Raw genomic sequence first — 16,444 nt, 5'->3', positions numbered from 1 at the left:
GAAACTAAGGCGTGTCTGCAAACTCAGTTGATAACCATAAAAGTATTGTTGCGATCGCGAGAAGAAAACTTTTTTCTTAACAATCGTTTTTACTGCTATACTCAGCTCAAGTTAATCTTAGGCGAGCGCGAAGAAGAAAGAAATTTAAAATTAGCCCAGAGAATCAATATGAAAAGCGATCGCAAAATAATAACCAATAATCGATTCTCGCTCATAGGGGAAATTCCCTTGGCTATTCTTTCTCTCTTCTTTTACAAAGCCATGAAATTTATTGTTGGCAACCTCTATACGTTCTATCTTACTGTTGACAAGAAAAAAACTTTTCAATGGCGAGTTTTATCGGCAGAAAATTTAAAATCTTCTCTAAGCTTGCCCGTATTGATGACTAAAGGACCTCGTTGGAATACCCATGCTATTATTGGAACGCTTGGCCCTTTTTCGGTTAAAGAATCAATTGCGCTCGATACAGAATCGGCAAAGAATTCTGCTGGTTCTTGGATCGCTGTTATCTACAGTTTCCCCAGTTATCAGACTATAACAAGTCTAGAGTCCGATCGCTTGAACTCTCAAGATAAATGGGAAACTTTAAAATTAAAACCGGGAAAATACAGCATAGGGTTAAGATATTATCAGTGGCGCGATCGCGTTAATTTACCTGCCGTTACCATCGATGGAGTAGAATTCGTCAGTTCTTGTCCAGTTCCTTCAGATACTAATAATTTTTACTACGATTTAATTAAACACAAAAATTGGTTTTATTTAGCGCTTCATTACTATATTTTTACCATTCTGAGACTGCGAAAATACCTACCAGAATCTTTTGTGAGAAATGAATATTTACCCGTAGGTGCACCCGATACTCAGTTTGTTTACGGCTATTTAATGCGAGGACAATCGCTACAAATTGAGAGCAACTCTTCGCTCGTTAAGAATTACAATATTTACTTGACCTTGTACGATCGTTCGAGCCTTCCTTTGTTTTGGAGCAAAATAGAAAGCGAGAAGTTTCTAACTCAGCCGATTGAAAATCATGGTTTTTATTTAATTCGCCTTCGTTCCAAACCAAATTTAGAAGGTAACTCGGCGATTAAATTACCTATCGAATCCCAGTTAAAAGATGAAGATAGTTTAGTTCAACGCTTACAAATTTTCCTACCTTACTAGATGGTTGAGAAAAAAGAAAAAATCAGAAAAATAAGTCTCTTACTCTCAATAACTTTATTGAAATACGCTACCAAAACTTTCGCTGTAAAAAACTTGGTCGATAGGAAATCGTCCGCCGTATTTTTTTTCAGGTTCAGCTGCATATCCCATCGGTAACAAACAGCATACATCTACCTCATCAGGAATCTTAAATGCTTCTTTAACCTGTGCGGTAACAAATCCTTCCATCGGACAACTATCAACCCCAAATCCTTTGGCTGCAATCATTAAGTGAGCGACTGCGAGCATAGTATGGCGATTTGTCCAAGCTTCTAGAGATTCAAAAGAAGGTTTATTTTCAAATAACTGCGGAATGGCAGAGCGCATATACTCAGCAAAAGTGTCGGTCATAGCACCCACTTCATTGCCTAATTGCACGATCGCTTCAATATATTCTGATCGATTGACGCGGCGATCGCCACAACAAATCAATACGATTGGTGCTTCCGTTATCTGACGCTGATCGAAGGCACAAGCTCTCAGTTTTTCCTTGTTCGCCTGCTCCCTTAAAACAATAAAACGCCAAGGCTGGAGGTTGTAACCAGAAGGGGCTCTCAAACCCAGACGAAAAATTTCCCTTAAAATCTCTTCAGGAATGGGATCGGGACGAAAAGAACGAGCCGCGCGACGTTCTTGGATAGCCTTTTTGAGGCTCATCGTCGGTTGTAGTTCGGTAGTCATTATTTTTCCGATCTCTAACTTTCTAAATGGGCAGTAGAAGTTTTAATTTTTTATTCCTTGACGATCTTACTAGACTTTCAAGCTTCCTGCCTCAGCGTTGACAATTTATTGCCCTCTTCCAAACAGTAGTGATAGGAGTACAGCTTTTATATCGTTCAAAGGGCTTTGTTTTCTAGCAACTGATAAAAAGTAGTAATCTAATAAGTTGTTACTCAAGCAAATTTGTCCTCAATAGCGATAGAAATTTAGATCTTTGTCCGAGCCTCTTTTTTGGGTTGAATCGCTTTCGTCTCTCTGGTTTCCCCTGAGTCTGGTCATCCTCTACCTGGGATTTATCCTTGTTTTGGCTGAAGGGTTAAATCGTTTAACCAACACCAATGGAGAACTGACTCGAAAAGTCGTTCACATCGGTGCAGGTCACGTTATTTTATTTGCCTGGTGGCTGAATATTCCTGCTTGGATAGGAATAGGAGCTTCGGCGATCGCGTGTTGCATTGCTTTGCTTTCCTACGTAGTTCCCATTCTTCCCAGTATCAACAGCGTCGGACGAAAAAGTTTGGGAACCTTCTTCTATGCTATTAGTATTGGCATATTAATCGGCTGGTTTTGGACGCTCAACCAACCCCAATACGCAGCCATAGGAATTTTGGTCATGGCATGGGGCGATGGGTTGGCAGGTATTATCGGTCAGAATTTTGGCAAACATACTTACCGAGTCTTCGGAATGACTAAAAGTTGGGAAGGTTCGCTGACCATGACAGGGGCAAGCTTTCTTGTCACCAGTTTGATTCTTCTTGCCGTTGACGGCAATATCTGGCAAACTTGGTTAACATCCTTAGCGGTAGCAGTTGTGGCTACTGGTCTAGAGTCTTTTTCCAAGCTGGGGGTCGATAATTTCACAGTTCCCATTGGAAGTGCAGCTTTAGCCTTTGCTCTAAGTCAGTTTTTATCGTAGCGTTGTTAGGAAAAAATTCGGTGTTTGCGATCGCCTTTAAACAAGAACAATACCGCACTTACATTCTCTCCGACCAAAAAACTCTCTCTCGTTTAGAAATTGTTCCCGAACGCGGCGGCATAGTAACTCGCTGGCAAATTCAAGGTCAGAATATTCTTTATCTAGATGCACAACGCTTCGCCAACCCTCAGTTAAGCATACGGGGTGGCATTCCGATTTTGTTTCCCATCTGCGGCAATCTACCCGACAACATTTATACTTACAAGGGAAAGCAATATACGCTCAAACAACATGGCTTTGCTCGCGATCTTCCCTGGGAAGTTGCCGAACAGTCAACCGACAATAACAGTGCCAGTCTGACTCTACTTTTAAAAAGTAACGAGCAAACTCGCGCCGTTTATCCCTTTGATTTTCAACTCGCATTTACCTACCAACTTCAAGAAAATCGTCTGAGAATCGAGCAGTATTTTACGAATAGATCGGATGAAGTAATGCCCTTTTCTACCGGGTTGCATCCCTATTTCTATGCAGGCGATAAAACTCAACTGACATTTGATATTCCTGCTTCCCAATACCAAGACCAACAAAGTCAAGAAATTTACCCGTTTTCGGGAACTTTCGACTTCAACCAGGACGAAATTGATGTTGCCTTTAAGTCATTAACTCATCATTCTACTTCCCTAACCGACAATCAACGCCGTCTAAAAATCGCGATTAATTACTCCGCTCTCTATTCGACCTTGGTATTTTGGACTGTCAAGGGGAAAAATTACGTTTGTCTCGAACCTTGGAGTGCTCCTCGCAATGCCCTGAATACGGGCGAACAACTCAATTACCTAGAACCAGGAAGTACCTACCAAGCAGATGTTGAGATAGCGGTAAGTTATTTCTAATCTTGTTACTTGTGCTAGGCATGAGTATGTGCTAAAATAGGCAATCGTGCGTGAAAATTAACGAGGGTCGCTAGCTCAGCGGTAGAGCACTCGGCTTTTAACCGATTGGTCTTGGGTTCGAATCCCAGGCGACCCATTTCAAGCCACAAGAAAACAATTCGTAGTTAGAGTGTGAGGCTCTTGCTCGCGATTCACATTACCAGTACGCAAGCAAGACGCGAAGTGCCCTAGCAATCCGAAGCCCAGCGTTGCCCCCAGCCATGGCAAAGGATTTCCCACGCTACAATCTATAACTCGATCGAACAGATCTGATATTACTCATTCTCGATCTTAAAATTTTTCTAGTAGTTCGCGAAGTCGTATAACTGGTCAGTTAAACCAATGAACTCTTTGGAACGATTTTCCGATCGCGCAACAGATTATGCTAAATACCGACCCAGCTATCCTACAGCAGCCATCGATCGCATTCTAGAAGGACTGAATAATCCTCTTGTAGCTGCCGATATTGGTGCGGGGACGGGAATTTCCTCACGCCTGCTTGCCGAACGTGGAGTGCGCGTACTGGCGATCGAACCAAATGCCGATATGAGAGAAGCAGCAGCGTCTCATCCATTGGTTGAGTTCTTCGATAGCACGGCAGAAAAGACTGGCATAGCGGAAGCATCAATTGACTTGGTGACTTGCTTTCAATCGTTTCACTGGTTCGATCGCAAACCGACTGTGGCAGAGTTTCGCCGCATTCTTAAACCTAGCGGACGCTTAGCTTTAGTTTGGAACCAAGACGATGCATCGGACAAATTTACCATAGATTGCACTCGCCTGATTTTTAGGCTATCATTCCCAAATCCACTAGATCGCCTTGTCAAAAAAGTAATTCTGCTGCCTTCCAAGTTAATTCAATCTTGGTACGACTGGCAACTCTTTCGCCTTTTACGTTCGTACAATTTTGCTAATATCCGCAGTTATGAGTTTGCCTACAAACAGGAATTAGATCTATATGGACTGATTGGTTTAGCAAGAAGTCAATCGTTTGTCCCCCTTTCTGAGTCGGTACAACAGCGATTGGTCTCCGGTTTAGGGGAATTATGCGATCGCTGTGGCGATGAAAATGGCAAAGTATCTTTGGCATACAAGACAATTGTTTATATAGCCCAAGTATCGGAAAGACTTCAGAAAGAATAACTAGGCAAATTGCGATTGTAATTATCTATGCATATTAATTAAATCTCCACAAATTTGACTTTCTTTGCCATAATGTGATATCTGGAACAAAGATACAAACTCACAGTAGCGGCGAAAATGTTAGGTGTAAATCCCTGGACAATCCGACGTTGGGTGTATGCAGGTGAAGCACCTTCAATAAAAGATAAACCTGGTAGAGTATTCATTCCTGGTTGGTGGGTAAACAAAAAGCTTGGGCTAACTGCACCATCAACTAACATTAGGTGCGCTATATATGGGCGTGAATCTTCTTTAGAAAACAAAGCTGCTATGGAATCCCAGATTGAGATACTAACAAAGTATGCGTTAGCTAAGGGATACCAAATAATGTCTGTAACAAAAGAGTTTGCATCAGGGTTGAATGACGATAGGAAGAAGTTACATAAACTTCTAAAGGATAGAGAATTTGACATTTTATTAGTTGAAAATAAAGACAGATTGACTAGATTTGGTTTTAAGTGGTTCGAGACTCTTTGCCCATTCAAAATAGAAGTTATCAATCTAGCCGAAAATACAACAAATGATTTAATGGAAGATTTAATAGCTATATTAACTAGCTTTGCTGCTAGATTGTATGGGCAAAGAAGAGGTAGAAAGAAGTCACAAGCAGCTATTAAAGCGTTGGAGGAAGTAGAATAATGGCTGCCAGGCGCAAGAAAGTAATAACTAGAACCTATAGAGTATTTCTTAGCGACGTTAATGTAGGTAAACAAGAAATACTTAAAGATTTTGTATTTAAGTGTAAAGATATAACACAATATTTTGTTGACTTGTTTTGGCAAAGACAAGACTTTACAGGTAAATTGGCTGATTTGCCTACTGTGCATAAAGCAGTCAAAAGGTTTGAGATCACTACTAGACTTTCTCAAGCTCTGGCAAAGCAAGCCAAAGAAGTAGTACGTTCCCAATACAAAAAACCTATAAAGAGAAAACCCAATCTTAAAAATCAAATAGTTACTTTGTACTATCACTTTGTCACTATCGAAAAAGGGCAAGGTAGTTTTGATTGGGTTGTTAAATTTATAGGTTCTGGAGCGCCTCGTTTGATTGTTCCAGTTAAATCTACAAAGCCACTCAATCAAAAGCTGCAAGATGGTTGGAATATGTCTAAAACCTTGAGACTGGGCATAAAAAGAGGTAGACTTTATATTGATTTCTTGGTTGAAAAAGAAATTCCACTTCCCAAAACAGAAGGTGTTGTAGTTGGTATGGATTCTAACTACAAAAATGGACTTGTTTTTAGTGACGGTCAAACTACTGGAAATTCTCTCTACAAAAGAATTCAGCAGTTTGGTAAACGTCAGAAGCACACTAAAGTAGAAGCTAAATCTATGATTGGTGCTGCCTTCAAACAAATAGACTTTTCTCAAATCAAAACTGTTGTAGTTGAGGATTTGAAAAAGGTTAAACACGATCAACGAGGGACGTTCTCTCGCGTGTTTAACAGGCGATTGTCCCATTGGCTTTATAAGTACTCTGAGACATTGTTGCAACGAAAATGCGAAGAACTGGGGATAGAGGTTATACGCAAAAATCCTTGGAAAACTTCTCAATTTTGTCGCCAATGTTTTAGGTGGGACAGGAGAAATCGTAAAGGGGATAAGTTTTTGTGCGTTAATTGTGGTCATGCTGAACACGCTGACTTCAACGCCTCCAAAAATTTAGAACTTTTAGGGTTGCTGGGATTCTATGGTATCCATGACCTCCAAAGTTCAAAATGTCAAAGTTTTGAATAACCATGAGAATGATGAAGTTATCCAAGTCCAAGGTTTATTGAAGCGCTACGGCAAACTAGTCGCTGTCAAAGGGATCGATTTTTCGGTACGGCAAGGAGAAATCTTTGGTCTCATCGGTCCCGATGGTGCGGGAAAAACAACGACTTTCCACATCCTCGCTGGCGTGATGGAGGCGACATCGGGAAACGTCCAAATATTAGGAAAATTACCTCACGATGCGCGTTTGTCTACAGGATATCTGACGCAACAATTCTCTCTCTATCTCGACCTAAGCATCGATGAAAATTTGCGCTATACGGCGGGATTGCGCCAAGTTCCCGAACCATTGTTTTACCAGCGCCGCGCTAAATACCTGAAATTGATGAATTTGGAGAGATTTAGCGATCGCTTGGCGGGTCGTCTTTCTGGGGGAATGAAGCAAAAATTAGCCCTCTGCTGCGCCTTGATCTCCCAACCGAAAATTTTACTTTTGGACGAACCGACTACAGGAGTCGATCCCATCTCCCGCCGAGAATTTTGGGATGTTCTCGCTGCCATTTCTAGTGAGGGAGTGACGGTTGTCATCGCTACGCCTTACCTCGATGAAGCAGAACGCTGCCATCGCATTGCTTTAATGCACCAAGGAGAAATTAAGCAAATCGGAACGCTTTCGCAGTTGCGAGAGAGTTTGGGATTGCAGCGATTAGAGGTACGAACGGATCGACTGGCATTGGCGGAAGCGGTTTTAGCGTCCAATCGCGATTGCGCTACCTCTATCATAGACGTACAAACCTTTGGCGATCGCTTGGATGTTTTGGTTAAAGATGCATCGGCAGGCGAAGCAGAAGTCAGAAAAAGATTTCGCCAGCAACAAATAATGCCGGATCGAATTCAAGTTGCCCCTCCAACTCTAGAAAATGTCTTCGTAACCCGCTTGCGAGAGTATAGAGACAATCCCGAATCGATTCCCTTTCCCCGCAGCAAAAGCGAAAATCTACATTCTCATTTGAATGTAGCCATTGGCGCGCGTTCTCTCAAAAAGGTGTTTGGTGACTTCCATGCAGTTGAAGAAGTGACTTTAGAAGTACGCTATGGGGAAATTTACGGATTGCTGGGGGCAAATGGCGCGGGGAAAACGACCACGATTAAGATGCTGTGCGGATTGTTAGATCCAACGGCAGGCGCGATCTCTCTAGCAGGAGAAACAAAGGATTTACGCAGCACTCAAGTACGCCAGCGCATCGGTTACATGAGTCAGAAATTCACTCTCTACGACGATTTGAGCATCGTGGAAAATCTGGAGTTCTACTGCGGGGTTTATGGCGTTCCCCGCCGCTTGCGCCGTAGCAAAATCGACTGGGTACTGGCAACTTGCGGTCTAGAGGGAAAAGAGAATATGATTACGGGTCAATTGCCGGGAGGATGGAAGCAACGGGTTGCCTTTGGCGCTTCAGTAATGCACGAACCAGAAATCCTCTTTCTCGACGAACCGACTTCGGGAGTCGATCCGCTGGCGCGTCGCCAGTTATGGCGATCGATTAACGAGTTCGCGCGTCAAGGAATGGCAATTTTAGTGACAACTCACTATTTAGAGGAGGCGGAACAATGCAACCGCATGGGATTGATGGTAGCGGGAGAAATCGTGGTGCAGGGTTCGCCTAGCGAGATTAAAGCATCTCAACCCGGTCAGTTGCTGGAGTTCGTCACCAACCGCACTCAGGAGGCTTCTAATCTATTAAAAACTCATTTATCGTCTTGGCGGGTATCAATTTTTGGCGATCGTCTGCACCTCGTTCTCGATTATCCCGATAAAGAAGTTCCTGAAATTCGTTCTTTACTAGAAACTGCCGGAATTAAAATTCATTCGCTGCGATCGATTCCTTTCTCCCTCGAAGATGCTTTTATTGGCATCGTCCAACGCACCCAAGAAGGGTGAGGTGGAGAGCATGGAGAGTGATTTGTCAATACGAATTAACAAAACCTAGATGCCTTCGCTCTGGCAGATGTGGCGAAGAAGAGATTTGGTCGGCGAGCAAACGTTATTTAAGAGAAATTTTGGGGAAACCTATAGTTAGAGAGTAATTTATCTCCATAGCTTTAATGCCCGTCATTTCATGAAATTATCACAGCCGATCGCGACTCCAAAAGAGCAAGCTCAGCAATTTCGAGGCATACCTCTGCGCTTAGTCTTAGTATTGCCTTTTGTGCTGCAAGTTGTCAGTGCAGTAGGATTGGTGGGCTATCTTTCCTTCAAAAACGGACAGGAGGCAGTCAACGATCTCGCCGATCGCTTGATGGATAAAAGCAGTAGTTTAGTATTCAAGCATCTCGATAATTATCTAGAAACGCCGCAAAAAATCAATCAAATCAATCTCGACGCGATCGCACTGGGGTTATTGGACTTAAAAGACTTTAAGACAGCAGGACATTACTTTTGGAAACAACTACAAACACACCCAGATGTGTCTTATATGGCTTATGCACTAACTACAGGAGAATATGCGGGTGCGGGAAAATTTTTAGCCGGACAGGGAGTTACCATAGATGAACTTTCCCCCGCTACCAAATGGAAAAGCTATACTTATGCGACCGATAGTCAGGGCAACCGCACCGAAATAGTGGCAGTATACCATGACTACGACCCGAAGACAGAAAATTGGTACGAGGATGCCATTAAAGCTGGTAAACCAATATGGGGTTCTGTATACAACTGGGATGGGGAAAATTTAGCAGGATATATTTCTATTACCGCTACCAGTCCCATTTACACTCAAAAACATCAACTTGTGGGTGTTATTGGAGTCGATTTACTTTTAGCTAGTATTAGCGATTTCTTACAGCAACTAAAAATTAGCCCGACTGCCAAAACTTTTATTGTCGAGCGCAATGGATTATTAATTGCCTCCTCCAGTACCGAAAAACCTTTTACCCTAGTTAATGGCGTAGCAAAAAGACTCAGCGCACTCAACAGTTCCGACGAACGAATTCAAGCAACAGCCAAGTATTTACAACAAAAATTTAGTAACTTTCAAGCCATTAAAGACAAGCAAAAACTGGATTTTCAACTACAAGGCAAACGCCAATTTGTGCGAGTCACTCCCTGGAAAGATGAATTTGGTTTGGATTGGTTAGTCGTCATTACCATCCCCGAATCAGACTTCATGGCACAGATAAATGCCAATACTCAGACAACCATCACCCTCTGTTTTGTGGCATTATTAATCGCAGTTTTGTTAGGATTAATTACCTCTCGTTGGATTACGCAACCAATTCTGCGTTTGGGTAAAGCTTCTGTTGCTATTGCCCAAGGAGATTTAAACCAACGAGTAGAAGTCAAAGGCATCATTGAACTGAGCGTATTGTCTCACTCCTTCAACGAGATGGCGCAACAACTACAAGCTTCCTTTGCTAATTTAGCGCTTAGCAACCAACTACTAGATAGGGTAAATCAAGAATTAGAAAAAAGCAATCAAGAGTTAGAAACTAGAGTAGAACAGAGAACCGCCGAACTACAGCAAGCTAAAGAAGTAGCAGAACGAGCAAACCGAGCTAAAAGTGACTTTTTGGCAAATATGAGCCATGAATTGCGAACTCCTCTCAATGCTATTCTCGGTTTCTCCCAACTATTGAATCGAGAAACCTCTCTCACCAAACAACAACAGGAGAATATTGGCATTATCAATCGCAGTGGCGAACATTTACTCTCTCTAATTAATGACGTACTAGATTTAGCTAAAATCGAGTCGGGAAAAATGGCTCTCTATCCCACAGACTTCGATTTATATGCTTTGTTAGACTTAATCGAAGAAATGTTGGCACTGAGAGCAGAATCTAAAGGGTTACAGTTTATTATTGAACGTAGTAACGATTTGCCTCGATACATTAATACTGATGACAAAAAACTCCGTCAAGTTTTAATTAATTTACTAGGCAATGCCATCAAATTTACCCATGAAGGGAGTGTAATCCTGAGAGCATCATCAGTCATGAGTCATGATTCATTGGCAAGAAACCACAAAGAACAAAGGATAAATGATCAAGGACAAACAACTATTTACTTTGAAATCGAAGACACTGGCGCTGGCATTGCCCCCGAAGAGATTGATACTTTATTTGAAGCATTTGTTCAAACGGAAACAGGCAAACAATCCCAACAAGGAACGGGTTTAGGCTTGCCAATTACTAAAAAGTTCGTCGAACTTATGGGAGGCACAATTACGGTTAGTTCTAAAGTTGGTCAGGGAAGTATTTTTAAATTTAATATCCAAGCGCAATTGAGTGAAGCGAGCAAAATTACCGCACAAAAACCAACTCAAAGAGTTATTGGACTCGAACCCAATCAACAAGAATATCGTATTTTAGTGGTAGACGATCGCTGGGAAAACCGACAACTATTATTAAAATTATTACAACCAACTGGATTTCAAGTAAAAGAAGCTAGTAACGGACAAGAAGCCATAGAGATTTGGCAAAGTTGGCAACCCCATCTCATTTGGATGGATATGCGAATGCCTGTGATGAACGGTTATGAGGCAACTCAACAAATTAAATCCCATATCCAAGGACAAGCGACAGTAATTGTTGCTTTAACCGCCAGTACTCTCGAAGAAGAAAAAGCCGTGATTCTCTCAGCTGGTTGCGATGACTTTGTGCGCAAACCTTTTCGAGAAGAAGTCATTTTTGAAAAAATGGCTCAATATCTCGGCGTGAATTATATCTATGAAGAGCTTGATTCTGAGGATACCTCTGAAACAGTAATTATTGAAAAATTAACCGCCGCCGCTTTAGCAATTATGCCCGATGAATGGTTAAAGAAACTTGTTGAGTCTGCTACTTTGATTGACGAGCAACGCATTGCAAAATTATTGTCCCAAATCCCTCAAGAACATCAAGCTTTAGCTAAAGCTATTGAGAAAGAAGTCGATAATTTTGATTTCGATCGCCTGATGAACCTCGCTCAAGAAGCTATCAATTTATGAATAATACTCAGTTAAATTCTTTTGGTGGAAATATTTTAGTTATTGACGATACTCCCGATAATTTACGGGTTTTGTCGGCATCTCTGATGGGGCGAGGCTATCAAGTTCGCTGCGTAAAAAATGGGGCAATGGCATTAATTACCGCCAAAAAAGCCCCTCCCGATCTCATTTTGCTAGATATTAAAATGCCAGAAATGGATGGCTACGAAGTCTGCGAGAAACTCAAAGCTGATGTCCATACTCGTGAGATTCCCGTCATTTTTCTCAGCGCGTTGGATGATGTTTTTGATAAGGTGAAAGCGTTTCAAGTGGGAGGCGTAGACTATATCACCAAACCTTTTCAAATTGAAGAGATTGTGGTTCGCATTCAGCACCAATTGGCATTAAGAGCAGCTAAATCCAAAATTGAGCAGTTAAACGCCGAATTGGAGCAAAAAGTCCAACAAAGAACGGCACAATTAGAAGAAGTTATTGGCAAACTTCATCAAGAAATTGCCAAGCACAAACAAACCCAACAAAAACTGCTGCAACAGTCTTTACACGATGCGCTGACGGGTTTACCCAATCGGACTTTGTTGATGGAGCATTTGCAAAAAGCACTCCAACGCAGTCAAAGAAACAAAAATTATTTATTTGCTCTCTTGTTTATCGACCTCGATCGCTTCAAAATTATTAACGATAGTTGGGGACATGCTGTGGGGGATGGACTTTTAATTGCTGTCTCCCGCATCCTTAAAGGATGTACCCGCGAGGCAGATACTGTGGCTCGTTTGAGCGGAGATGAATTTGCTATTCTCCTTGAGGATCTCAAAGATTTTCAAGATGCGATCGCTGTCGCCGAGCGACTGCTCGATAAACTGATCTCTCCTATTCATTTAGAAGAGCGAAAATTGTTTGCTGGTGCCAGCATTGGTATTGTTTTTGGTGCGACCAATTATCAAAATGGCACGGAATTACTGCGGGATGCAGATATTGCGATGTACCGCGCTAAAGCTCTAGGAAAAGGACGCTGTGCCGTTTTCGATCGCGAAATGTACGCTCAGACGCTACATCTATCTCAAATCGAAACTGACTTGCGCTATGCGCTCGACCGTCAAGAATTTTTACTATATTATCAACCGATTGTCTCTCTTGCTACTGGAAAAGTTACGGGTTTTGAGGCATTGATACGCTGGCAACATCCAGAAAAAGGGTTAATTTATCCAGGCGATTTTATCGCAATCGCCGAAGAGACTGGCTTAATTGTTCCGATTGGCGAATGGGTTTTACGAGAAGCTTGCCAACAGTTATGCATTTGGCAACAAAAACTTCCCCCAGCTTCATCTATGTATATCAGTGTCAATCTTTCGAGCCGACAAATTAAACAATTTGATTTTGTGGATAAGTTAGCCAAAATTCTCAGCGATACTGGTTTAGATGGACAAAATCTCCGGCTAGAACTGACTGAAACCATGTTGATGGATCGAGGAGAAAAGACGATCGAGCTTCTTAGTGGAATCAAAGCACAAAAAATTCAGTTGAGCATTGATGATTTCGGTACGGGTTATTCATGCTTAAGTTATTTACACCGTTTTCCAATCGATGCCTTAAAGATCGATCGCTCCTTTGTTAGTTCCATCGACGCTCAAGGCAACAATTGCGAAATCGTCAAGACCATTATTACTCTGGCTCATTCTTTAGGCATTAAAGCGATCGCTGAAGGAGTAGAAACCTCTTATCAACTCGCTCAATTAAGAAATTTGGGATGCGACGAAGCACAAGGATATTTCTTTTCCCAACCCGTCAACTGTCACTTAGCAGAGGCTTTGTTGCCTAAATATAATTAATCGATGAAATCTTCTTGTTTACATTTTGGGGTAGCTCGCACTACACTTAATTATGAAAAGAATTCTCTCGCAATGCTACAAAGAATTATCTCAATTTAAACGCGATCGCCTTACAGTAGCTCTGGCATTTATTCTGCCTTTTATCACTTTAATTATCTTCGGTTATGCTATTCGTCTAGAGGCAAAAGATATTCCCTTACACATACAAGATTTTGATAATACGCCTTTAAGTCGAGCTTACATTGAGCGTTTATTTGCTACCAATCAGTTTATTCCCATCGCTAAAGGTAGCCAATTATCTTCTAGCGATCCTGAAGAAGTTGTCGATAGGGGACTGGCTAAAGTTGCTGTTGTGATTCCGCCAGATTTTAGCCGCAAAATTAAATCCGAAATCCCTGTAGAAGTTCAAGCAATAGTCGATGGCAGCGATGTGAATAATGCCAGGGTGATTCAAAATAGTATCCGAGCAACAACTCTATATTTTTTACGCAGTTCTAAATTACAACCAAATACTAATAAAGTTATCCCCCGTATTCGCCTTTGGTTTAATCCTGGAAGAAAAGAATCGCTTTATATCGTTCCCGGATTGTTGGGCATAATTTTATGGATATATCCTTCCTTATTAGCGGCACTTGCCATGGTAAGCGAAAAGGTTCAAGGAACGATTATACAAGTTTATGCTTCTAACCTTAGTGCAACAGAACTGCTTTTAGGAAAAGGATTGGCCTATCTCATCATTGGTATTTTAGAAATGATTTTTATTGTAGGATCTGGGATGTTACTCTGGCGAATCGGTTTTGCAGGCGATCCAATTCTCTTATTAATTAGCACGCTAATTTATCTAACTGATAGTGTTATGTTTGGACTCCTAATTGGCAGCCGAGCGGCCGATCGAACTTCAGCTATTCAAGCAGTCGCTCTAATTGGTTTTTTAACAGCTTTTCTCTTATCTGGCTTTATTTATCCTTTGAGTAATATTCCCTTTCCTCTTTCCCTAATTTCTAATATCGTTCCGGCTAGATACTATCTCGAAATCAGCCGAGATACTTTTGTGAGAGGAACTGGCTGGGCAGGAGTTTGGCTATTTTTTATAATTTTAATTATTTTGGGATTGTTTATCTTTAATGCAGCTAGATACACCCTAAGACGGATGCAATTACCTGATTAATCTTTTGGCACTTGCTAAATCTGAAAGGAAAAAAAGCTTTGCTTGTAATATGAATGCAATCGCGCCTATCCGTCAAATCTTAAATTTTTCTGACATTCAGTTGTCTTATTTAGAATGGAATAGCGGAAAAGAACCTTTAATTCTCTTACATGGTTTGGTTGATTGCGCTTTAGTATGGTCGAGTCTGGGAGACTATCTAGCGCTCAACTACCACATTATTGCTCCCGATTTGCGCGGTCATGGAGACAGTAGCAAGCCTGAAAATAATTATTTATTCTCCGATTTTATTGCCGATTTAGAAGCACTAATGAAACATTTAGGATGGTCTTCCGCTCATGTTTTAGCTCATTCGTGGAGTGCTAAATTATTAACAATTTGGGCAAGACAAGATCCCAAACGTTTTCGGAGTTTAATTCTCGTCGATCCCTTTTTTATTGGGAAAATTCCTAGTTGGTTTAAAATAACGTTTCCAATTTTGTACCGCGTTTTACCTTTCCTTAAAATTATGGGATCTTTTTCTAGTTACGAGGAAGCAGAAAAATTGGCGCGTCAATTAAAACAATATCGCGATTGGAAGCCTTTACAGGAGCAAGTTTTTCAAGCTAGTATCGAACAAAAAAGCGATGGAACTTGGGGCAGTAAATTTGTTGTGCAAGCTCGCGATCGCATTTTTGAAGAAGTCATGCAAGTGGCAGGACTAACGCAACCGATTGATATTCCAACGCTGTTTGTCAAACCTCAAAAAGGACTCAATCGCACTGCATGGCAGCTCAAACCCTATAAAACTTATTTAAAAAATCTACAAATTTGTGAAGTTCCAGGCAATCATTGGGCATTTTTAGTCGAACCAGAAATTTTTAATCAAACAGTAGAGAAATTTTTAAAAGCAATTCGGTAGTGCAAGCATTTTCCTTGCTTATTAGTCTAATTTACTAATAACTGTTAAAGCCATCCTCGCAGGCGATAAATTGCTATGCCGATATATTCCTTGAGAACTTTGGTTGTCTTATCGAGTCGATCGCTATCTGGCAATAAATTGAGGACAATTGCCTGAAAACTATTCCCTAAGAATTGATTTTCGAGTTCGCTGACTAAAAAGTCTGTCGGTGCTGGAATAGCTTCTATTCCTTGCCGTTTAAAAATGAGAAGCGATCGCGGCATATGTAGGGCAGAAGTAATTAATAACACCTTGCGAATGCCTTTTTCATCGAGAATTTTTTTGACCTCGACCGCGTTTTGATAGGTGTTGAGAGAGTTTGGTTCTTGAATAATTGCCTCCGATGGTACTCCCATCATTTCTAGCAATTGTGCCATATCTGCCGATTCGGAGCGATCGTTGTTGAGCCAATCTATTCGACCGCCAGAGGCGATAATTAAAGGCGCTTTTTTATCGCGATATAATTTAGCTGCGTAGAGAACGCGATCGCCCTGTTCGTTTACATCTACCATCGGTCGAGGTTTAACAGAAGGTTTGATTGCACCACCCAGGATTACGATCGCTTCTGCTGTTGGGATATCTGTCGGAAGATTTTGCCACTCCAGCGAGGTTACTAAGAAAGTCGTTACCCAAGCATTACTGCTTAATAAAATAATTCCTAGTGCTAGGGCAATGGGTAATTGTTCCCAAGAAAACTTTTTCCATGACATTACTAGAGCAATTACTAAACAGATAGAAACTAATCCTAATGGGTAGATAAATATAGGTAGTAATTTGGATAAAAAGAGAAACATTCTCTGACTTATACTTTTGTTAATCATTCATTTTTTACCAAGAAATAAATTTCTTGTCCCCAAATATTCAGT

The 16,444-nt window shown here is 41.2% G+C and carries 13 protein-coding genes and 1 tRNA gene; 12 read left to right on the top strand and 2 right to left on the bottom strand.

All coding sequences use genetic code 11. From position 1 onward, the window contains the following. The first annotated feature begins 27 nt into the window (after window positions 1-27). Window positions 28-1,164, top strand: a complete 1,137-nt coding sequence (locus PLE7327_RS07995) for a DUF6208 family protein (protein WP_254658119.1) — start codon at window positions 28-30, stop codon at window positions 1,162-1,164. Window positions 1,165-1,218: 54 nt separating this feature from the next. On the opposite strand, the gene PLE7327_RS07990 is transcribed toward PLE7327_RS07995, so the two are convergent. Next, entirely contained in the window at window positions 1,219-1,884 is a 666-nt protein-coding gene (locus tag PLE7327_RS07990; protein WP_015143345.1) for a nitroreductase family protein, read from the bottom strand. Window positions 1,885-2,137: 253 nt separating this feature from the next. Here PLE7327_RS07990 and PLE7327_RS07985 point away from each other — a divergent pair, with 253 nt between their 5' ends. From PLE7327_RS07985 to PLE7327_RS07935, 11 genes are all read left to right on the top strand, one after another. After that, on the top strand, window positions 2,138-2,839 hold the full coding sequence (locus PLE7327_RS07985) for a diacylglycerol/polyprenol kinase family protein (protein ID WP_015143344.1): 702 nt from the start codon (window positions 2,138-2,140) through the stop codon (window positions 2,837-2,839). A gap of 20 nt (window positions 2,840-2,859) precedes the next feature. After that, window positions 2,860-3,732, top strand: a complete 873-nt coding sequence (locus tag PLE7327_RS07980) for a galactose mutarotase (protein ID WP_015143343.1) — start codon at window positions 2,860-2,862, stop codon at window positions 3,730-3,732. Window positions 3,733-3,796: 64 nt separating this feature from the next. Continuing rightward, window positions 3,797-3,868, top strand: a tRNA-Lys gene (locus PLE7327_RS07975). A 245-nt stretch (window positions 3,869-4,113) separates the two neighbouring features. Beyond that, entirely contained in the window at window positions 4,114-4,914 is an 801-nt protein-coding gene (locus PLE7327_RS07970; RefSeq protein WP_015143342.1) for a class I SAM-dependent methyltransferase, read from the top strand. Between the two features lie 117 nt (window positions 4,915-5,031). Next, on the top strand, window positions 5,032-5,592 hold the full coding sequence (locus PLE7327_RS07965) for an IS607 family transposase (RefSeq protein WP_015143341.1): 561 nt from the start codon (window positions 5,032-5,034) through the stop codon (window positions 5,590-5,592). Continuing rightward, window positions 5,592-6,689: a zinc ribbon domain-containing protein gene (locus PLE7327_RS07960; protein WP_015143340.1), complete on the top strand. Its 1,098-nt coding sequence runs from the start codon at window positions 5,592-5,594 to the stop codon at window positions 6,687-6,689. The genes PLE7327_RS07965 and PLE7327_RS07960 overlap by 1 nt, the downstream gene beginning before the upstream one ends. Further along, a complete protein-coding gene (locus PLE7327_RS07955) occupies window positions 6,643-8,604 on the top strand; it encodes an ATP-binding cassette domain-containing protein (RefSeq protein ID WP_015143339.1) in 1,962 nt (653 codons plus the stop codon). Before PLE7327_RS07960 ends, PLE7327_RS07955 begins: the two co-directional genes overlap by 47 nt. Window positions 8,605-8,782: 178 nt before the next feature. Further along, window positions 8,783-11,647: a hybrid sensor histidine kinase/response regulator gene (locus PLE7327_RS07950; protein WP_015143338.1), complete on the top strand. Its 2,865-nt coding sequence runs from the start codon at window positions 8,783-8,785 to the stop codon at window positions 11,645-11,647. Next, complete coding sequence (locus tag PLE7327_RS07945) at window positions 11,644-13,473, top strand: EAL domain-containing protein (protein ID WP_015143337.1); 1,830 nt, start codon at window positions 11,644-11,646, stop codon at window positions 13,471-13,473. Before PLE7327_RS07950 ends, PLE7327_RS07945 begins: the two co-directional genes overlap by 4 nt. Before the next feature lie 52 nt (window positions 13,474-13,525). After that, a complete protein-coding gene (locus PLE7327_RS07940) occupies window positions 13,526-14,641 on the top strand; it encodes an ABC transporter permease (RefSeq protein WP_015143336.1) in 1,116 nt (371 codons plus the stop codon). Window positions 14,642-14,690: 49 nt separating this feature from the next. Further along, window positions 14,691-15,539, top strand: coding sequence for an alpha/beta fold hydrolase (locus PLE7327_RS07935; RefSeq protein WP_015143335.1), 849 nt, complete (start codon window positions 14,691-14,693; stop codon window positions 15,537-15,539). A gap of 44 nt (window positions 15,540-15,583) precedes the next feature. Here PLE7327_RS07935 and PLE7327_RS07930 read toward each other — a convergent pair whose 3' ends face one another. After that, window positions 15,584-16,372 carry a YdcF family protein gene (locus PLE7327_RS07930; protein WP_015143334.1) on the bottom strand — a complete coding sequence of 263 codons (789 nt, stop codon included), beginning with the start codon at window positions 16,370-16,372 and terminating at the stop codon, window positions 15,584-15,586. Between the last annotated feature and the right edge of the window lie 72 nt (window positions 16,373-16,444).

The organism is Pleurocapsa sp. PCC 7327, assembly GCF_000317025.1.
Classification (GTDB): Bacteria; Cyanobacteriota; Cyanobacteriia; order Cyanobacteriales; family Microcystaceae; genus Hydrococcus.
Note: the sequence above shows the minus strand (reverse complement) of the source record. Positions and strands in the feature narration are given on the sequence as shown.